Annotated in this window: 19 protein-coding genes, 1 pseudogene and 1 riboswitch; of the genes and pseudogenes, 11 read left to right on the top strand and 9 right to left on the bottom strand. The window is 73.4% G+C overall.

Annotation, left to right across the window (positions count from 1 at the left end; all coding sequences use genetic code 11):
* Window positions 1-37: 37 nt before the first annotated feature.
* A riboswitch (cobalamin riboswitch) is annotated at window positions 38-163 on the bottom strand.
* A gap of 165 nt (window positions 164-328) precedes the next feature.
* The 3 genes from ABZ312_RS20780 to ABZ312_RS20770 form a co-directional block, all read right to left on the bottom strand.
* Window positions 329-568 carry a hypothetical protein gene (locus ABZ312_RS20780; RefSeq protein WP_500327331.1) on the bottom strand — a complete coding sequence of 80 codons (240 nt, stop codon included), beginning with the start codon at window positions 566-568 and terminating at the stop codon, window positions 329-331.
* 37 nt (window positions 569-605) lie between these two features.
* A complete protein-coding gene (locus tag ABZ312_RS20775) occupies window positions 606-1823 on the bottom strand; it encodes an inorganic phosphate transporter (RefSeq protein ID WP_499511152.1) in 1218 nt (405 codons plus the stop codon).
* A gap of 235 nt (window positions 1824-2058) precedes the next feature.
* Complete coding sequence (locus tag ABZ312_RS20770) at window positions 2059-3450, bottom strand: NAD(P)/FAD-dependent oxidoreductase (RefSeq protein ID WP_500327335.1); 1392 nt, start codon at window positions 3448-3450, stop codon at window positions 2059-2061.
* Window positions 3451-3567: 117 nt separating this feature from the next.
* On the opposite strand from ABZ312_RS20770, the pseudogene ABZ312_RS20765 reads away from it, so the two are divergent.
* From ABZ312_RS20765 to ABZ312_RS20755, 3 genes and pseudogenes are all read left to right on the top strand, one after another.
* Window positions 3568-4221 (top strand): annotated as a pseudogene (locus tag ABZ312_RS20765) (class II aldolase/adducin family protein); the annotation flags it as partial.
* Between the two features lie 200 nt (window positions 4222-4421).
* The gene (locus ABZ312_RS20760) at window positions 4422-5534 is read left to right on the top strand and encodes an alpha/beta hydrolase family protein (RefSeq protein WP_500327337.1); all 1113 of its coding nucleotides are present in this window, start codon (window positions 4422-4424) and stop codon (window positions 5532-5534) included.
* A gap of 125 nt (window positions 5535-5659) precedes the next feature.
* Window positions 5660-7042, top strand: coding sequence for a hypothetical protein (locus ABZ312_RS20755; RefSeq protein WP_500327338.1), 1383 nt, complete (start codon window positions 5660-5662; stop codon window positions 7040-7042).
* Window positions 7043-7076: 34 nt separating this feature from the next.
* On the opposite strand, the gene ABZ312_RS20750 is transcribed toward ABZ312_RS20755, so the two are convergent.
* Both ABZ312_RS20750 and ypfJ read right to left on the bottom strand, forming a co-directional pair.
* Entirely contained in the window at window positions 7077-7490 is a 414-nt protein-coding gene (locus ABZ312_RS20750) for a VOC family protein (RefSeq protein WP_500327340.1), read from the bottom strand.
* Window positions 7491-7592: 102 nt separating this feature from the next.
* Complete coding sequence (gene ypfJ / locus ABZ312_RS20745) at window positions 7593-8495, bottom strand: KPN_02809 family neutral zinc metallopeptidase (RefSeq protein WP_500357594.1); 903 nt, start codon at window positions 8493-8495, stop codon at window positions 7593-7595.
* A gap of 242 nt (window positions 8496-8737) precedes the next feature.
* Here ypfJ and ABZ312_RS20740 point away from each other — a divergent pair, with 242 nt between their 5' ends.
* The 3 genes from ABZ312_RS20740 (at window position 8738) to ABZ312_RS20730 (ending at window position 11846) form a co-directional block, all read left to right on the top strand.
* Window positions 8738-10336, top strand: a complete 1599-nt coding sequence (locus tag ABZ312_RS20740; protein WP_499511146.1) for an ABC-F family ATP-binding cassette domain-containing protein — start codon at window positions 8738-8740, stop codon at window positions 10334-10336.
* 377 nt (window positions 10337-10713) lie between these two features.
* Window positions 10714-10935, top strand: coding sequence for a helix-turn-helix domain-containing protein (locus ABZ312_RS20735; RefSeq protein WP_018560612.1), 222 nt, complete (start codon window positions 10714-10716; stop codon window positions 10933-10935).
* Between the two features lie 119 nt (window positions 10936-11054).
* Window positions 11055-11846: an enoyl-CoA hydratase/isomerase family protein gene (locus ABZ312_RS20730; protein ID WP_500327343.1), complete on the top strand. Its 792-nt coding sequence runs from the start codon at window positions 11055-11057 to the stop codon at window positions 11844-11846.
* Between the two features lie 98 nt (window positions 11847-11944).
* Here the strand turns inward: ABZ312_RS20730 and ABZ312_RS20725 are convergent, their stop codons facing one another.
* Window positions 11945-12658, bottom strand: a complete 714-nt coding sequence (locus tag ABZ312_RS20725) for a hypothetical protein (RefSeq protein ID WP_500327345.1) — start codon at window positions 12656-12658, stop codon at window positions 11945-11947.
* Window positions 12659-12815: 157 nt separating this feature from the next.
* On the opposite strand from ABZ312_RS20725, the gene ABZ312_RS20720 reads away from it, so the two are divergent.
* Genes ABZ312_RS20720 through ABZ312_RS20700 form a run of 5 tightly spaced genes read left to right on the top strand, consistent with a single transcriptional unit; the run spans window position 12816 to window position 15094 of the window.
* A complete protein-coding gene (locus tag ABZ312_RS20720) occupies window positions 12816-13310 on the top strand; it encodes an Asp23/Gls24 family envelope stress response protein (RefSeq protein WP_500327347.1) in 495 nt (164 codons plus the stop codon).
* A 31-nt stretch (window positions 13311-13341) separates the two neighbouring features.
* Window positions 13342-13524, top strand: a complete 183-nt coding sequence (locus tag ABZ312_RS20715) for a hypothetical protein (protein WP_018560608.1) — start codon at window positions 13342-13344, stop codon at window positions 13522-13524.
* 8 nt (window positions 13525-13532) lie between these two features.
* A complete protein-coding gene (locus ABZ312_RS20710; RefSeq protein ID WP_500438423.1) occupies window positions 13533-13925 on the top strand; it encodes an Asp23/Gls24 family envelope stress response protein in 393 nt (130 codons plus the stop codon).
* Window positions 13922-14518, top strand: a complete 597-nt coding sequence (locus ABZ312_RS20705; RefSeq protein ID WP_500327349.1) for a DUF6286 domain-containing protein — start codon at window positions 13922-13924, stop codon at window positions 14516-14518. Before ABZ312_RS20710 ends, ABZ312_RS20705 begins: the two co-directional genes overlap by 4 nt.
* 6 nt (window positions 14519-14524) lie before the next feature.
* Window positions 14525-15094, top strand: coding sequence for an alkaline shock response membrane anchor protein AmaP (locus ABZ312_RS20700; protein WP_500327351.1), 570 nt, complete (start codon window positions 14525-14527; stop codon window positions 15092-15094).
* A 51-nt stretch (window positions 15095-15145) separates the two neighbouring features.
* Here ABZ312_RS20700 and ABZ312_RS20695 read toward each other — a convergent pair whose 3' ends face one another.
* From ABZ312_RS20695 to ABZ312_RS20685, 3 genes are read right to left on the bottom strand one after another with little or no spacing between them, the layout of a single operon-like run.
* Complete coding sequence (locus ABZ312_RS20695) at window positions 15146-15907, bottom strand: SDR family oxidoreductase (protein WP_500327353.1); 762 nt, start codon at window positions 15905-15907, stop codon at window positions 15146-15148.
* A gap of 4 nt (window positions 15908-15911) precedes the next feature.
* On the bottom strand, window positions 15912-17705 hold the full coding sequence (locus ABZ312_RS20690) for a glycoside hydrolase family 15 protein (RefSeq protein ID WP_500327355.1): 1794 nt from the start codon (window positions 17703-17705) through the stop codon (window positions 15912-15914).
* 58 nt (window positions 17706-17763) lie between these two features.
* A complete protein-coding gene (locus tag ABZ312_RS20685) occupies window positions 17764-18591 on the bottom strand; it encodes an SURF1 family cytochrome oxidase biogenesis protein (protein WP_500327357.1) in 828 nt (275 codons plus the stop codon).
* Between the last annotated feature and the right edge of the window lie 49 nt (window positions 18592-18640).

Genomic DNA, 18640 nt, shown 5'->3' with positions numbered 1-18640 from the left:
AGGGTCCGCGCCCTGGTTCGACGTGACCGGCGACGAGAGTCTCCTGGCTCCCGGATCGGCGGCACCCCCGGCCTTCCAGCCCCTCACGGGGCCGTGGCCATGGGCGGGGGTCCGCTCCCCGGTGACAGTGGCGGGACCGCGCCGGATTCGCACCGGACTTCCTCTCTGCCGCCGTTTGGCGGTTCCGATACCACCACGCGCCGCTCCGGCCCGTCAACTCACCGCGACGGTCTGTGGAAAAGAAGAAACCCCAGCTCACGGCGGGAAAGCCGGGAGCTGAGGTCAACTTCACACCGGGCCGCGCGCACGCGGCCCGGTGACCCGCGGGTCAGGCGACGATCAGGAAGATCCCGTACGCGACGGCTGCCGCGCACAGCGCGAAGCACAGGTACGCGCCGCTGCGGGCCAGCGCGGTCGAGCCGGCGGCGGAGCCGCTGCCCGCCTCGCCGGTGGCCGCGCCCTGCTTGGACAGGCCCACGATGCCGAGGGTGAACAGGCCGACGAGTCCGATGGTCACGGCGAGGCTGACGCCGAAGACGGAGCCGAGGGCAGCCCAGTCGATGTGCATGATGCTGGTTCCTTCCGGGGCCGGTGCGGCACCGCCGTCAGGCGGGGGCCTGGGCGGGGTCGGCGTCGACGGTGGCGGCCGTGAGGCCGGCGGGCGGCGGGATCACGGCGGCGATCGCCGTGGTGATGACGCCCGGCTCCTCGGCGTCGCCGTGGGCCTCGTTGACGTTGGTGTGGTCGACGGGCTTGCGGCGCGAGGCGATCCAGATCGCGACGCAAGCGGCGAGTGCCAGGACGGCGACCGCGGTGACGCCCAGGTCCCCCTGGTCGGCCAGGAGCGCGGCGCCCGCCGCGACCAGACCCGCGGCCGGAAGGGTGAGCCCCCACGCGGCGAACATGCGGCCCGCGGTGCTCCACCGGACGACGCCGCCCTTGCGACCGACACCGGCGCCCATGACGGAGCCGGAGCAGACCTGCGTGGTGGAGAGCGAGAAGCCGAGGTGGGAGGAGGCGAGGATGACGGTGGCGGCGCCGGTCTGGGCGGCGAAGCCCTGCGGCGGCTGGATGTCGGTGATGCCCTTGCCCATGGTGCGGATGATCCGCCAGCCACCGATGAAGGTGCCGAGCGCGATCGCCATGCCGGCCGACACGATGACCCACAGCGGCGGGTCGGAGTCGGGGGCGACGACGTTGCCCGCGATCAGGGCGAGGGTGATGACACCCATGGTCTTCTGTGCGTCGTTGGTGCCGTGCGCGAGGGAGACCAGACCGGCCGAGGCGATCTGCCCGGCCCGGTAGCCCTTGGCGGTCGCCTTCGGGTCGGCGTTGCGGCCGATGCGGTAGGTCAGGCGGGTCGCCAGCATCGCGGCGAGACCGGCGACCACGGGGGCGCAGACGGCCGGGATCAGGACCTTCATGACGACCGCGTCACCGTTGATCGAGCTGAAGCCCGCGGAGGCGACGGAGGCGCCGATGAGGCCGCCGAACAGGGCGTGGGAGGAGCTGGAGGGGAGGCCCGCCAGCCAGGTCAGCAGGTTCCAGACGATCGCGCCGACGAGCCCCGCGAAGATCACCTCGGGCTTGATGCCCGCGCTCTCGTCGAGGATTCCGCCGGAGATCGTCTTCGCCACCTCGACGGAGAGGAAGGCGCCGACGAGGTTGAGCACGGCGGACATGGCCACCGCCGTCTTGGGCTTGAGCGCGCCAGTGGAGATGGTGGTCGCCATCGCATTGGCGGTGTCGTGGAAACCGTTCGTGAAGTCGAACACGAGTGCGGTAATGATCACGATTCCGATCAGGAGCGTGATGTGTTCCATTGACCCAGGCATTCGTTCGATCGGACAGTGGCGTGGCGACCGTACGGAGTCTGGATGAACGGAAGGTGAACGAGGAGAGGCGCGGCGGTGCCGGTGCGTGCGGGGGGTGTGGGCCCGTGCGGACTTCGCCCCGGAATCCGGCCTTTGACGTGCTTCGATCGCCCTTCCCGGCACCTCCGGAAGAGATCCTGGTCACGGCCCGGGGCCGTCGTGGCCCGGCAGGGGGGGGGAGGGCCTAGTGGCGGCCCGAGATGCGGTCCGCGATGCGCGCCACCCGGTCGGTCTCCGCGCTGCGTCCGGTCTGCTCGCGCCGGTCGGCGGCGCGGTAGGCCGCGTACAGCCCGTGCACCCCGATCCACCGGAAGGGCTCGGGCTCCCAGCGGCGCACGCGGTGGTGCACCCACGGCAGGGACGTCAGCTCCGTGCCGTGCGCCTGGCCGGAGTCCAGCTGGACGAGGTCGCGCAGCGTCCGCGCCGCGAGGTTCGCCGTCGCGACCCCGCTGCCGACGTAGCCGCCCGCCCAGCCGAGGCCGGTGGAGCGGTCCAGTTCCACGCTCGCGCACCAGTCGCGCGGCACGCCGAGCACCCCGGACCACGCGTGGTCGACCGCCACCCGCCCCGCCGCCGGGAAGAAGCGCACCAGGATCTCGCGCAGCGCCTCGACCGTCGCCGCCTGCGTGCGGCCGTCGTTGTCCGTACGGGAGCCGAAGCGGTACGGCACCCCGCGGCCGCCGATGGCGATCCGGTCGTCGGCGGTGCGCTGCGCGTACATGTACGCGTGCGCCATGTCGCCGAGCGTCTCCCGGCCCTCCCAGCCGATGGTGTCCCAGACCTCCTTCGGCAGCGGCTCCGTCACGATCATCGAGGAGTTCATCGGCAGCCACGACCGCTTCTGGCCCTTGAGCGAGGCGGTGAAGCCCTCGGTGCAGCGCAGGACGTAGGGGGCGCGCACGCTCCCGAACGGGGTGAGCGCGTGCTTCGGCCGGATCTCGGTCACCGGGGTCGACTCGTGGACGACGACGCCGAGCGCCTCCACCGCCCGGGCCAGCCCCTGCACCAGCTTCGCCGGGTGGACGCGCGCCCCGTGGGGCGTCCAGGTGCCCCCGGCCGTCCCGGCGACCCGGATCCGCGCGGCGGACTCGGCGGCGCCCAGCAGCAGGCGGTCCTTCTCGCCGAAGGCGACCTCGGCCTCGTGGAACGCCCTGAGCCGCGCCAGCTGCGCGGGGGAGTGCGCGACCTCCAGCACCCCGCCCTTGTGGATGTCCGCGTCGATGCCCTCCTCGGCGGCGACCCGGATCACCTCGTCCACGGTCGCGTTCATCGCGCGCTGCAGCGCCACGGCGGCCTCACGGCCGTGCAGCGCGGCGTAGCGGTCGCGGCCGGCGATGCCGTTGTAGAGCCAGCCGCCGTTGCGGCCGGAGGCGCCGTAGCCGCAGAAGCGCTGCTCCAGGACGACGATCCGCAGGAAGGGCACGGCCTTCTTCAGGTAGTAGGCGGTCCACAGTCCGGTGTAGCCGCCCCCGACGATGCACACGTCGGCGGTGGTGTCCCCGGGCAGGGGCTCACGCGGCACCGGGAGCCCTGACTTCGCGTACCAGAAGGAGATGCCGCCGTTGACGGTGGTCATGGTGCCCCTGCAATTCGTATACGTGGTCGGTCCGGAAACTGTGCCGGGACGCTACTGTGCCCCGGGAACGTGCGGCAACGGTCAACCTGTCAGGATCAGCGCTCGGAGGTGACACGGATGTCGGTGCGGAACGCGGTGGCACGGGCCTGGTCGGAGCTGGTGGACACGGCCCGCCGCTCGGTCGACGACGGTCTCGTGGTCGGTACGTCCGGCAACGTGTCGGTGCGGGTGGGCGACGACCTCGTGCTCGTCACCCCCAGCGGGGTGCCCTACCACCGCCTGGGCCCGGACGACACGGTCGGCGTCGGCCTGGACGGCAAGCAGGTGCTCGGCGAGCTGCGCCCGACGAGCGAGCTGGCGATGCACCTCGCGATCTACCGGCACACCGACGCGGGCGCCGTCGTGCACACCCACGCCGTGCACGCCACGGCCGTCTCCACGCTCCTGTACGAGCTGCCCGCCATCCACTACATGGCCGCGGCCCTGGGCGGCCGGATACGCGTCGCCGACTACGCGACGTACGGCAGCGAGGAACTGGCCGCCAACGTCCTGCGCGCGCTCCGCGACCGCACGGGCTGCCTGCTGCGCAACCACGGCACCATCGTCTACGGCGACGACCTCGAGCAGGCCTACGACCGCACCGCCCAGCTGGAGTGGATGTGCCAGGTCTGGCTCGCCGCCCGCTCCGTCGCCGGGTTCTCGCCCTCCCTGCTCTCCAAGCGCGAACTCGCCCGTGTCGCGGAGAGGCTGCGCCAGTACGGCCAGCCCGGGGACGAGACGGAGCAGGAGCACGAAGGGTACGGGGCGCACGGCGATCACGAGGCCCACGGGGAGCACGGCGAGCAGGGGGAGCACCGGGCCGCACGTGCCGACGTCCCCCGGCCCCGCGCGGCCCACGACGCCGAGAACGACTGAGCCCGGACGGCCCCGCCCACTGGCCGCGCGGGGTGAGCGCGCGGAGACTGGAAGCGATGCGCCTCACCACGGCGGCGGCCCTCGCCGCCACGACAGCGTTCGGTGCCGGTGCGGCCGCGGTGGCGGCCGGGCGGCACGTCTCCGAGCTTGCCCTGAGGCCGACCGCGAACGGCGTCGACCCGGACCCGCTCACCGTCCACGCCGTGACCGGGCAGGACGTCACCCTCAGCCGGACCCTGGGCACCGCCCGGCGCGGTGTGCACGGCCTGATCGCCGCCGGGGTGCACGTCACCGTCGGCGAGGTGCTCTCGACGGCCCCGGACTCGGTCACCCGCCGTCTGGTGCGGATCAACCGCGGCGGCGTCGCGCCGGGCGACCAGGTGCGGCTCACCCCGCAGACGCACGTCGGCACCCCGGGATCGGCCCTCGGCCTGGAGTACCGGGACGCCGAGATACCCGCCGAACTCGGCCTGCTGCCCGCCTGGTTCGTGCCCGGCGCCCGTGACACCTGGGTCGTCCTCGCGCACGGCCTCGGCACCTCCCGCGAGCTCGGCATGAACGTCATGGCGTTCCTGGCCAAACTGCGGCTGCCCGTGCTCGCCTTCTCCTACCGCAACGACGCCGGTGCGCCCCCCTCGTGGGACGGCATCGGCCACCTCGGCGACTCCGAGTGGCGCGACCTCGACGCGGCGATGCGCTACGCCGTGCGGCACGGCGCGCGCCGGCTGGTGCTGCACGGCTGGTCCACCGGCGCGACGATGGCGCTCCGGGCCGCCTGCCACTCCCCGCTGCGCTCCCTGGTGTCCGGGATGGTCCTGGACTCCCCGGTGCTCGACTGGCAGAGCACGGTCCGTGCCGCCGCCGCCTCCCGGGGTGCGCCCCGCGCGCTGCTGCCGCTCGGCGTGCGCGCCACCGAGGGCCGCACCGGACTGCACGCGGAGCGGATCGCCGAGGCCGCCCACCCCGAGCGGCTGGACGTCCCGGCACTCGTCTTCCACGGTCCCGACGACACGCTCGCCCCATGGGGGCCGTCCCGCCAACTCGCCCGGCAGCGCCCGGACCTGGTCACGCTGCACGCCATCAGCGGCGCCTCGCACGCGGCCATGTGGAACGCCAACCCCTCAACATACGAGGAGGCCCTCCGGCGCTTCCTCACCCCCCTCCTCTGACGCTCACCATACGTGGTCTTTATATTCGTACAAAGACCTATCTCTCCCTTCAATTCGGGCGGGATCAATCCCGTTACGGGGACGCTCGTTTGGGTTTCCGGGTGCTCACCCGCAAGACTGCTCCCGTGACGTCCCGTATCCCGCGAGACACTCCGCTGCGTCTTGTCCCGCGCAGGCCACTCGCCACCGCGCGCCGTGCCGCCACAGTGCGGCGAAGCCGTCCGCCGCGGCCTCCGGAGGGAATCCCGGCGCTGCCCGAGCTCGCCCGCAGGGCGCGCACCGAACTCGCGGACGCCGTACGGCTGGCCCGCTGGGCCGACGCGGAGACCGGCGCCGCCGCCCCCGGGACCGCCGGGATACTACGGGACCCCGACGTGCTGCGGGCGGCCGCCGCTCTGGGCCTGACGGAGCGGCAGGTGCGCACCGCCTGGGACCGGGCGCGGCTGACCGGCCTGATCGAGCTGCACAAAGGGGGGGCCGCCCGGCCCGGCTGGCGACTGCGCGCCTGGGACCGCGACGACACCGCCGTGCTGCGCGGCTGGGTCGCGCTCTTCGACGCGTGGTCGCTCGCGCACCCCGCGGCGCTCGAGCCGGAGTGCGCCGACGCCGACCCCTCGCTCGTCGCCGAGGTCGTCGAGGCCGCACCGCAACTGCTCTCCCTGCTCCACCTCTCCTCCGGTCCGGTCGCCGTGGCCGTACTGTTGGACCTGTTGCGGCAGCGTGTGGCCGAGCTACGCGCGGAGCGCCACGAGCCCCCGGCCGGTGCCGCCCGCGACGAACTGCCCGCGCTGCTGGACTGGACGCTGGACGCGCTCGCCCGGGTCGGCGCGCTCAGGCCCCGCGACCCCGCCCGCCCCGGCGAGGTCACCGTCACCGCGCTCGGCAGCTGGGCGGTGTGGGTGAAGCTGGAGCAGATCTGCGTGGCCGCGCAGGGCCCCGCCGGGCACTTCGAGCACTCCGCCGAGGAGATGCTCAAGGCCTGCATCGGGATGCCGCCCGGTGCCGCCCGCGACGAGTACAAGGCCTGGCTGGCGGCCCGCCCGGTGGCCCAGGCGGTGGGCGAGTTGCTGGACGTGGCACGCGGCGACGACGCCCTGCTGCGCGCCCTGGCCTTCGAGGCGCTGCGCGTCGTCGGCGGCCCGGCGGAGCCGGCCGTGCGCGTCGTGGTGGACGAAGCCGGCCTGCGGCCCTACGCGCTGCTGTGGCTCGCCGAGCACGAGGGCGGGGACCCGGAGGACGTCGCCGCGCTGCTCACCCGCGAGGAGTCCACCTGGCTGTGGGTGGACACCGCCGCGGCCGTCGCCGACCACGGCGAGAGCCACCTACTGGTGAGCCATCTGGAGACGGCCGTCCAGGGCTCGGTCAGCCGCCTGCTGGAGGAGCTGCGCCACGCGGGCCACCCCCGCACCGTCCAGGTGCTGGTCGCCCTCGCCGCCGCCCACCCCGACCCGGCCCTGTCCAAGATGATCCGCCGGGCCGCCTTCCAGGTGCACACCGGGGGAGAGTGACGACAGGGCCGCGACGGACCCGCGGAGGCGGGGCCTACTCGTCCGGTATCCGCGGCACGTAGGTGCCGAAGGACCAGAGGTTGCCCTCGGGGTCGCGGGCCGTGTAGTCCCGCGACCCGTAGTCCTGGTCGGTGAGCGGCAGCACGACCTCGGCCCCGGCCGCGACGGCGCGCTCGTGGTGGGCGTCGGTGTCCTCCACGACCACGTACACCGACACGGCGCCCAGGTCCGCGGCGATCCGGCTGAAAGCCGTCCCCGAACGCTCGTTGCCGAGCATCACCACGCCGTTGCCGTAGGCGAGTTCCGCGTGCTCCACGACGCCGTCCTCGCCCTGGTGCACCGCGACCTCGGTGAAGCCGAAGGCCTGCTTGAGGAAGGCGATGGCGGCCTTCGCGTCCTTGTAGTGCAGCGTCGGGTAGACGGTGGGCGCGGTTCCCCTGCCGGCCATGAAGATCACCCTCCCCTTCCGGGACCTGACGTCCTGTGTGACGTGGATCCCAGTCTGGCAGGGGGGTCCGACAATGGCCCCGCACACGGACATTCCAACCGATCAGCGCTGGAAGGTGTCGCAGTCGCCGGGGTCGCCGGTGTCCAGTCCGGTGGTGAACCACTGCTGCCGCTGCGCGGACGAGCCGTGCGTCCAGGATTCCGGGGTCACCCGGCCCTGGACCCGGGACTGGATCGCGTCGTCGCCTACCGCCGCGGCGGCGTCCAGCCCCCGCCGGATGTCCTCCTCGTCGAGAGCGCTGATCATCGGCCTGCCCGTGTCCTCGTCCGGGGTCCGCGTGGCGTTGTGCGCCCACACCCCCGCGTAGCAGTCGGCCTGCAGCTCCACGCGCACCGAGTTGCTGCTGGGACCGGTGAGCCGGTCCTGCGCCTTGCCCAGCGTCCCCACCAGGTCCTGCACGTGGTGCCCGTACTCGTGGGCGACGACGTAGCTCTCGGCGAACGGGCCGCCCTGCGCGCCGAAACGGCTGCTCAGGGTCGAGAAGAAGTCCAGGTCCAGGTAGACCTTGCGGTCCACGGGGCAGTAGAACGGGCCCGACGCGGGGTCCGCGACCCCGCACCCGGTGCGGATGGGCTGGTCGAAGAAGACGGTCGGCGCGGGTTCGTAGGTCATGCCGCGCTTGCGGAACTCCGACGCCCAGTACGCCTGCACGTTGTTGATCACCCCGACCATGCGGCACTCCTGGTGGGCGTTGGCGTCCGCGCCGGTGCGGCAGCCGGCGGCGAGGTCCGAGCCCGAGGTGGTGCCCGGGGCCTGGCCCGGCGGATCGGAGGAGAGCCCCAGCTGGTCGGGACTGATGCCGAAGATCAGCCCGATCACCAGAACGATCAGCCCGGCGAGACCGCCGCCCACCATCTTGCCCCGCGGCCTGCCGCCGAACCGTCCGCCGCTTCGCCGGTCCTCCACCTGGGACGTGTCGAGCGATGCGTCGTCGTCGAACTGCATACCTATGATTATCTGCCGCTTTGTCCCTCCCGGCCCGTCACGGCCCCCGTCACGGCCCCCTGGACGGTCCCCGGCCGGGCCCGCCCCGGGGCCCCGGCCGAAAACCGTTTGCCGGGGACCCGTGCCGCCCCCGGTAGACTGGAGACATGGCAGTGATCCTCACGCATTAGACGGCGTCCGACCGCGACCCACCGCGACCACATCGTCCGACTGCCGTCCGCCACGTTCTGGAGCTTCTTCCCGTGATTACTGCCACCGGCATCGAGCTGCGCGCCGGAGCCCGCGTCCTCATCGAGTCCGCCTCCTTCCGCATCGCCCGCGGCGACCGCGTCGGCCTGGTCGGCCGCAACGGCGCCGGCAAGACCACCCTCACCAAGGTGCTCGCGGGCGAGGGCCTGCCCGCCGGCGGCACCGTGACGCGTTCCGGTGAGGTCGGTTATCTGCCCCAGGATCCGCGTACCGGCGACCTCGACGTCCTGGCCCGCGACCGCATCCTGTCCGCCCGCGGCCTGGACACCGTCCTGCGCAAGATGCGCGAGAACGAGGACCGGATGGCCAACGGCAAGGGCGCCACCCGCGACAACGCGATGAAGAAGTACGCGCGCCTGGAGACCGAGTTCCTCACCAAGGGCGGCTACGCCGCCGAGGCCGAGGCCGCCACCATCGCCGCCGCCCTGGGCCTGCCCGACCGGGTCCTCGCCCAGCCGCTGCACACGCTCTCCGGTGGTCAGCGCCGCCGCGTGGAGCTGGCCCGCATCCTCTTCTCGGACGCCGACACCCTGCTGCTCGACGAGCCGACCAACCACCTCGACGCCGACTCGATCGTCTGGCTGCGGGACTTCCTCAAGACCTACCGCGGTGGGTTCATCGTCATCTCCCACGACATCAACCTGGTCGAGACGGTCGTCAACAAGGTGTTCTATCTGGACGCCAACCGCTCCCAGATCGACGTCTACAACATGGGCTGGAAGCAGTACCTGACCCAGCGCGAGGCCGATGAGAAGCGCCGCAAGCGCGAGCGCGCCAACGCCGAGAAGAAGGCCGCGACCCTCAACGCCCAGGCCGACAAGATGCGCGCCAAGGCCACCAAGACCGTCGCCGCCCAGAACATGGCCCGCCGCGCCGACAAGCTGCTGTCGGGGCTGGAGGCGGTGCGGCAGTCCGACAAGGTCGCCAAGCTGCGCTTCCCCGACCCCGCGCCGTGCGGCAAGACGCCCCTGACCGCCGAGGGCCTGTCCAAGTCGTACGGCTCGCTGGAGATCTTCACCGACGTCGACCTGGCCATCGACAAGGGCTCCCGGGTCGTCATCCTGGGCCTCAACGGCGCCGGCAAGACGACGCTGCTGCGGCTGCTGGCGGGCGTCGAGCAGCCCGACACCGGGGAGGTCGTGCCCGGGCACGGCCTCAAGCTCGGCTACTACGCCCAGGAGCACGAGACCCTCGACCCCGACCGGACCGTGCTGGAGAACATGCGCTCGTCGGCGCCCGACATGGACCTGGTCGCCGTCCGCAAGATCCTCGGCTCGTTCCTCTTCTCCGGCGACGACGTCGACAAGCCCGCCGGCGTGCTGTCCGGCGGCGAGAAGACCCGGCTGGCGCTCGCCACCCTCGTCGTCTCCAGCGCCAACGTGCTGCTGCTCGACGAGCCCACCAACAACCTCGACCCGGCCAGCCGCGAGGAGATCCTCGGCGCGCTGCGCACCTTCACGGGCGCGGTCGTCCTCGTCACCCACGACGAGGGCGCGGTGGAGGCGCTGCAGCCGGAGCGGATCATCCTCCTGCCCGACGGCGTCGAGGACCTGTGGGGCCAGGACTACGCCGACCTCGTCACGCTCGCCTGATCCTTCCGGTGCCCGCTGCCGATCATCCGTGTGGATCACTCCACTGGATCATTCGGCCGACGGGTGATCCTTCATCTGTGTGAGACCGGCTCGTACACCGGCGCGGGAACGTGCGAAATACCGGACGTAGGAATGGATCAGCCGCGTCACATGGGGAAACTCCTTACCGGCCCGGGTGACCTGCCTTTTCTCCGCCGCGCTCCGGAGGGAGTCCGGGACGGCCCGGCGGAATGCCGGATTCCACTTGCCCGGCGCCGGGTGTCCGCGTCAACGGCGCGCCAAATGTTGTCGCACGGACCTTGCCGAATGGGTGGCCAGGAAGTCTCCTAGGGGTGATCATGAGAGTCACAGAGCGCACTTCCCTAGAGGAGGCACGGGTGGCCGAGACTCTGAAGAAGGGCAGCCGGGTGACCGGCGCCGCGCGCGAGAAGCTCGCGGCAGACCTCAAGAAGAAGTACGACGGTGGAGCAAGCATCCGGGCGCTGGCCGAGGAGACCGGCCGCTCGTACGGCTTCGTCCACCGGATGCTCAGTGAGTCCGGCGTGACCCTGCGCGGTCGCGGCGGGGCGACACGGGGCAAGAAGGTTTCCACGGCCTGACACAGCCGGGCGCCCCGTGCGGCGGCTCGGAGTCGTGGCAGCACCACCCGGTCGCGGAAACGGCCGACCGGGTGGTTACTCTTCGGTAATCCAGACTGCGGATCGCCAGGAGGTGCCCGATGTCCGACCCCATTGTGTTGCTGGAACGTGACGGCGTACGACTCGTGACGGAGGATTCCGTCGCCACCGTCACGCTGTGCAACGCGGCCAAGCGCAACGCCCAGTCGCCCGCCATGTGGCGGGCGCTGGTCGAGGCCGGTCGTCTGCTCCCGGGCGGCGTACGGGTCGTCGTGCTCCGCGCGGAGGGCGTGTCCTTCTCCGCCGGGCTGGACCGTCAGGCCTTCACGCCTGAAGGGTTCGACGGCGAGCCGTCGTTCATCGACCTCGCACGGGCTCCCGAGGGCGAACTCGACGCCACGATCGCCGAGTACCAGGCGGCGTTCACCTGGTGGCGGCGGAACGACGTCGTCACCGTCGCCGCCGTGCAGGGGCACGCCATCGGAGCGGGTTTCCAGTTGGCCCTCGCCTGCGACCTGCGCGTCGTCGCCGACGACGTGCAGTTCGCCATGCGCGAGACCAGCCTGGGCCTGGTCCCCGACCTCGCCGGCACCAAGCCGCTGACCGAACTGGTCGGCTACGCCCGGGCGCTGGAGATCTGCGCCACGGGCCGCTTCGTCGGCGCCGAGGAGGCCTGTGCCAGCGGCCTGGCCAACGTCGCCGTCCCGGCCGCGGAACTGGACGCCACGGTCAAGGACCTGGTGGGCGCCCTGCTGGCCGCGCCACGCGACGCGGTGATCGAGACCAAGGCCCTGCTCCGCGAGGCCGCCGGCCGTTCGTACGACGCGCAGCGGGTGGCCGAACGCGCCGCGCAGGGCCGCCGGCTGCGGGACCTGGCGGGCGTGGGGGAGTAACGCCCCGACCGGGCGCGCGCACCGGACCGGGCGCCCGGCGCCGACGGCGTCCGCGCGCCGCTCCGCGGCCGCGGTGTCGCGGGCCGGGTCCCGGTGGCTCAGCGCTCGGCGATGTCGGTGACCACGACGGTCGTGATCTCCTGCGTCACGGCCGTCACCGCCGTGGCCACCGCCCGCCCGACGTCCAGGGCACGGTGACCCGCGTCCACCGCGATCTGCACCTGTGACGGATGCCGCCTGCCGCCCAGTCGCGAGGTCAGCCCGGCCACCCCGGGCACCGCCGCCGCGACGCGGCCCGCGGTGGTGGCGGTTCGCCCGCCCTCCGGCGGGTCGTCGGCGTCCGCGGGGTGCGCCGCCGACGGTCCGCCCTCCTCCAGCAGTCCGGTGACGGTCAGGTCGACCGCCTCCGGCTCCAGACCGACGCCCTCGGTCGCCGCCTCCCACAGCGCGTCGCGCAGCCGTCCGGCCGACTCGGGCAGCGGAAGCTCCGGGGTGGCCTCGAAGCCGGCCTCCACCCGCAGCGGCCGCCTCGGCAGCGCCCCGGACGGCGCCGACTCCGGCAGCACCGTTGTCGCGTTTCCGGGCTCCCCGTCCTGTGGTCCGTCGGGTGCGTCCCGTCCGTCAGGTCCGTCCGCCGTGCCGATGCGCAGGGTGCCCAGGCGGATCCCGGGCACCGCGTCGGCGGCCGCGCGCAGCACCCCGGCCGCCGCCCGCTCGGTGACCCACACCGTGTCCCCGGGCCCGCCGAGGGGGAGCACCCGGCCGTGCCCGAGCTGCCGGCGTACCGCACGAGCCAGCCGGTCCGCGGTCATCGGCCGTCGCCTCCCTCCACCGCGCGCGTCCGCGCGGACCGCCATCCTGGCCCTGATCGCTGCATCCTCACGGCGCGACGGGGCATGCCCACATAGTGTGGTGCACGGAGCAGCCCGTACCGCTCCCGCCATCGGAATCCCGAAGGGAAGAGGTGCGATGACCGACACCGCGCAGCAGCCGGAGGGGCGGGGCCGGACCCTGGAGAAGGGGACCAGCCCGGCCGGCAACGCCACGTCAGGGCAGCGGCGGGCGCCCCTGGGCGATCCCGCGACGCGCGGGCGGACCACCATCGCGGACGGCGTGGTCGAGAAGATCGCCGGGCTTGCGGCGCGTGACGTGGAGGGCGTGCACGCCCTCGGTTCCGGGGTCTCCCGCGGTTTCGGTGCGGTCCGCGACCGGGTGCCCGGCGGCAAGTCCGTGACCCGGGGCGTCCGGGCCGAGGTGGGCGAGGTGCAGGCCGCCCTCGACCTCGACGTCGTCGTGGACTACGGGGTCTCGATCGTGGCGGTCGCGCACGGGGTGCGCGAGAACGTCATCGCGGCCGTTGAGCGGATGACCGGCCTCGAGGTCATCGAGGTCAACATCGCGGTGGGCGACGTCAAGCTGCCCGAGGACACGGACGACGACGACCAGGAGCAGCGGGTCCAGTGACGGGCCCCGGGCGGGAAACAGGGAGCGGACGATGAGCATGGCCGTGCTCGGCTTGATCGTCGGGATGGCGCTCGGATTCGCCGGGTACTTCGGTGGGTTCGCGGCCTTCCTGCTCGTGGCGGCGCTCGGCGCCGTCGGGTTCGTCGTCGGCCGGTTCCTCGACGGCGACCTGGAACCAGGGGAGTTCTTCCGCAGCCGTGACCGGAGGCGGTGAGCCCCCGGATGACGGCCGCGGTGCCGACGCCGGCGTCCTCCGTTCCGCCGCCCCTAGTCCCCGGCGAGCGCGGTTCGCTCCGCCTCGCCGACCGCGTGCTGGCGAAGATCGCCTCCCAGGCGGCCCGCGAGGCGCTGGCCGACGCCCCCGGCAGGGAGTACGTGCCGCGCGGGGCGCGCCCCCAGGCCGGCGTCTCCGTCCACCGCGAGCAGGTGTACGTACGGCTCTCCGTCGAACTCGGCTACCCGGTGGACATCGCCGCGGTGTGCCGCGCGGTGCGCCGTCATGTCGCGGCCCGGGTCGAGGAGTTGACCGGCGTCGTGGTCTTCGGGGTGACCGTGGAGGTCGAGCGGCTGCACTCACGGGCCAGCCACATCGTGGAGGAGGCGAGGGTCCGGTGAGCGACCTCGGCCCGGCACCCCTGCCGCCGACCGGACGGCCGCCGTACGGCTCCCGCCCGCGGCGCTTCTGGTCCCCGCGCCGCCTCCCGGCCGCGATCACCGCCGCCCTCCTGGCCGCCGCGGCCGGGCTGCTGCTGTACGACGTCGCCGCGGTGCGCGCCGGACGGCCCGGGATGGCCTGGCGCCGGATCCTCGCGGACGAACTGGCCACCCGCCCCATGGACGACCCGTGGATCCTGGCCGGGGCCTGTGTGGCGGTCCTGCTCGGCCTGTGGCTGCTCGTCCTCGCCGTCACTCCGGGGCTGCGCGACGTGCTCGCCATGCGCGCCGGAACGGCGCCCGTACGGGCCGGACTCGACCGCCACGCCGCCGAACTCACCCTGCGCGACCGCGCGGTGGAGGTCTCCGGGGTGCGTTCGGCGCGCGTCACGGTGACCCGCCGCACCGCCACCGTGCGCGCCGTGATCGCCTTCCGGGAGACGGAGGCGGTCCGCGCCGATCTGGCGTCCTCCCTGGCCGACGCCATGGAACAGCTGGGCCTGGCCCGGCCGCTGGGCCTCGCGCTGCACGTCCGCCGCATGGAAGAGGGGTGAGGCGCGGTGCGCGCCACCGTCAATCGTGTCGTCCTCGCCCTCGTCGGGCTGGCCCTGGTGCTCGCCGGCGCCGCCGTGCTGTGCTCCGCGACGGGCCTGCTGCGCCGCCCGTACACCGGGCGGGACGACGTGCTGCTCAGCGGGGGCGACCGGAGCCGCTACGAGGACTCCTCGTGGTGGTGGCCCGTCGTGATCGGCGTGCTGGCGCTGCTCGTGCTGGGCGCCCTGTGGTGGCTGCTCGCCCAGGTGCGCGACCGCAGGCTGCGCCGGCTGGCGGTGGACGCCGACGACGACGGTGTGGCCCTGCTGCGCGGCCGCGCACTGGAGGAGATCATCGCCGCCGACGCCGAGCAGCTCCACGGCGTCGACCATGCCACCACCGCGCTCATGGGCACGCCCACCGCGCCCCGCGCCCGGCTGCAGCTCGCGCTGTCCCCGCATGCCGTCCCCGGCGACGTCCTCGCCGGGCTCGACTCCGCCGTCCTGGACCGCGCCCGCGTCAGCGCCGGCCTCCCCCGGCTCCCCGCCGAGGCGCGCCTGCGCGCCGTCAGCCACCGGGCCGCCCGCGTCAGCTGACCGCGCCGGTGCGCGACGGACTGCGCGACGGACGGGGCGGCGGACGCGCCGCTAGAAGCCGCCGCGCGCCCCGCCGTCCACCGGGAGCATGACCCCCGTCAGGTAGGACGCCGCGGGCGACAGCAGGAAGGCGGCGGTTCGTCCGAACTCCTGCGGGGTGCCGTAGCGGCGCAGCGGGATGCGCTCGCTGAGCCGGGCGCGGGCGGCGTCCGCGTCCCCGGTGAGGGCGTCGAGCTCGCGGACGCGGTCGGTGTCGATCCGGGCGGGCAGCAGCCCCACCACGCGGATGCCGCGCGGTCCCAGTTCGTTGGCCAGGCTCTTGGCGTAGCCGGCCAGGCCCGGCCGCAGGCCGTTGGAGACCACGAGCCCGGGGATCGGCTCGTGCACCGAGCCCGAGAGCACGAAGCCGATGACGCCGCCCTCGCCGAGCTCGTCGGCGGCCGCCCGGGACAGCCGTACGGCACCGAGGAAGACGGACTCGAACGCGTCCCGCCACTGGTCGTCGCCGATGACGTCGGCGCCGCCCGCCGGCGGCCCGCCGACGCTGATGAGGAAGCCGTCGAGCCTGCCGAACGCCCGGCGGGCGGCGGCGACCAGCCGCTCCGGCGCCTGGGGCCCGGCGTTGTCCGCGACGACGCCGGTCGCCCGCTCCGCGCCGCCGAGCGCCGCCACGGCGGCGGCCACCGACTCCTCGTGCCGGCCGCTGACGACCACCCGCGCGCCGTCCGCCACCAGTTCCCGTGCGGCGGCGAAGCCCAGCCCGCGGGTCCCGCCCGTGACGACGTACACCCTGTCCTTCAGCCCGAGGTCCATGGCGTCATCGTGCCCCATCGCGGCCGGAGAGGGTGAGCGCGGTGTTGACCAGGCCGATGTGGCTGAACGCCTGCGGGAAGTTGCCCAGCTGGCGCCGGTCGACCGGGTCCCATTCCTCCGCCAGCAGTCCGACGTCGTTGCGCAGGCCCAGCAGCCGCTCGAACAGCTCGCGCGCCTCGTCGGTGCGGCCGATCCGGTGCAGCGCGTCGGCGAGCCAGAACGAGCAGGCCAGGAAGGCGCCTTCGCCGCCGGGCAGCCCGTCCACGCTGCTGTCCTCCAGGGTGTAGCGGCGTACGAAGCCGCCGTGGTCCAGCTCGCGGCGCACCGCCTCCACCGTGCCGACCACCCGGCTGTCGCTGACGGGGAGGAAGCCCACCTGCGGGATCAGCAGGGTCGCCGCGTCCAGTTCCTTGGAGCCGTAGTACTGCGTGAAGGTGTTGCGCTCGCGGTCGAAGCCCTTGCGGCACACCTCCCGGTGCACCTCGCTGCGCATCGCCCGCCAGGAGTCCGCGTCACCGGAAAGGTGCGGCTGCCCCTCCAGGGTGCGCACCGCCCGGTCGGCGGCCGCCCAGGCCATCACCTTGGAGTGCACGAAGTGCCGCCGGTCGCCGCGCACCTCCCACAGGCCCTCGTCGGGTTCGTGCCACTTGGACTCCAGGAAGTCCATCAGCGTGCGCTGCACCGCCCAGGCGTGGGGCTCGTCGCGCAGCCCGAAGCTGCGGGCCAGGAAGAGCGAGTCCAGGACCTCGCCGTAGACGTCGAGCTGGAGCTGCTTGGCGGCGGCGTTCCCGGTCCGCACCGGCAGGGACGCCTCGTACCCGGCGAGCCAGTCCAGCTCCTCCTCCGGCAGCCGGCGCTCACCGGCCAGCCCGTACATGATCTGCAGGTCGGCGGGGTCGCCGGCGACGGCGCGCAGCAGCCAGTCGCGCCAGTGGTAGGCCTCCTTGAGGTAGCCGGTCTCCACCAGCACGTTCAAGGTGAGCGTCGCGTCGCGCAGCCAGCAGAAGCGGTAGTCCCAGTTCCGAACCCCGCGGATCTCCTCGGGCAGCGAGGAGGTCGCCGCCGCGACGATGCCGCCGCTGGGCGCGTACGTGAGCGCCTTGAGGGTGATCAGCGAGCGCAGCACCGCGTCCCGCCAGGGACCGTCGTAGCGGCACTTGGCCGACCAGGACTCCCAGTCCGCGCAACTCTGCTCCAGTGCCCGGAAGGGGTCGATCAGGCGCGGCCGGCTCTCGTGGGAGGGGTGCCAGGTCAGGACGAAGGCGATCCGCTCGCCCTCGGCGACGGTGAAGTCGGCGTGGGTGGCGAAGCCCCGGCCATACATGGGCACCTGCGGCTCGGCGCGCAGCCACACCGAGTCCGGCCCGGCGATCGCGACGCGGTGGCCGTCGGTGCGGCGCATCCAGGGGACGACCCGCCCGTAGTCGAAGCGCAGCCGCAGCTCGCTGCTCATGGCGACGTGTCCGCGCACGCCCTCGACGATGCGCATGACGTCCGGTGCGCGATCGCGCTGCGGCATGAAGTCGATCACCTTGGCGGTGCCGTCGCGGGTCTCCCACACGCTCTCCAGCACCAGGGTGCCCTCGCGGTACGAGCGGCGCGTGCACGGCTCCTCGTCCCAGGCGGAGGCCGGGGCGATCCGCCAGGTACCGTTGTCCTCGTCGCCCAGCAGCGCGGCGAAGCAGGCGCCGGAGTCGAAGCGGGGCAGGCACAGCCAGTCGATGGAGCCGCTCCTGGAGATCAGCGCGACGGTTTGCAGGTCACCGATGACCGCGTAGTCCTCGATCAGTGCCGCCACGGTCGGCCTCCGTCTCTCCCGCTACGAGGGTCCCCGCTCTACGAGGGTGCCCCCGGCACTAGGGCGACGCGACCGCAGCGGCGGCCGGCTCGGCCGTGGTGCTCTCCTGCGCCGCCGCGTCGCGGGCGGCGAGCCGCTCCCGCCGCTCCCGGCGGACGAGGATGACCCAGCCGACCGGCACCATGGCGGTGAACAGCCACCACTGGATCGCATACCCCATGTGCATGCCGATGCTGCCGTGGTCGGGATCCGGGATCAGCTCGGGCTGCCGCCCGGAGGGCTTGGGGGAGGTCGCCACCAGCTCGATGTAGCCGCCGACCGGCCGCTCCGCCGCGGGCAGGTCCTTGGCCACCATCCCGCTGTTGATCAGCATGATCATGCGGTCGGGCAGCCCGCCCTTGTTCCTGATGCCGGTCGCCGCGGTGGTCTCGTCCGGGCGCAGCCGGCCGGTGACGGTGATCTCGCCGGACGGTGCCGCGGGGACCTCGGGGAACGTGGTCAGGTCGGTGCCGGCGGGAATCCAGCCCCGGTTGACCAGCACCGACCGGCCGTCGGCCAGGACCAGCGGGGTGATCACGTGGTAGCCGATGCTGTCCCCGTCGGCGGCGGTGCGCTGGCGGGCGACGACCTCGTGGGCGGTGTCGTAGTGCCCGGTCGCGGTGACCGTGCGGTAGATCTGCCGCTTCGGCACGGCCGTGCCGGGGGCGGTCAGGGACTCCACCGGGACGGGCTCCGCCTCGAGGTTGTCCGCGATCAGGTGGTTGCTGGCCACCCGGCGCTCGTGCCGGTGCAGCTGCCAGAAGCCCAGCTCGACCATGGCGGGCATCAGGAGCAGTGCGATGAGGGTGAGGATCACCCACTGCCGGGACAACAGGAAGCGGTACACCCCATGACCGTACAACTCGGTCGCGGGGCGCCTTCCGGAGGGGTCGGAC

It is taken from the genome of Streptomyces sp. NPDC006207, assembly GCF_040613835.1.
In the GTDB taxonomy this organism is placed as follows: domain Bacteria; phylum Actinomycetota; class Actinomycetes; order Streptomycetales; family Streptomycetaceae; genus Actinacidiphila.
This window is presented reverse-complemented; position numbering and strand designations above follow the sequence as displayed.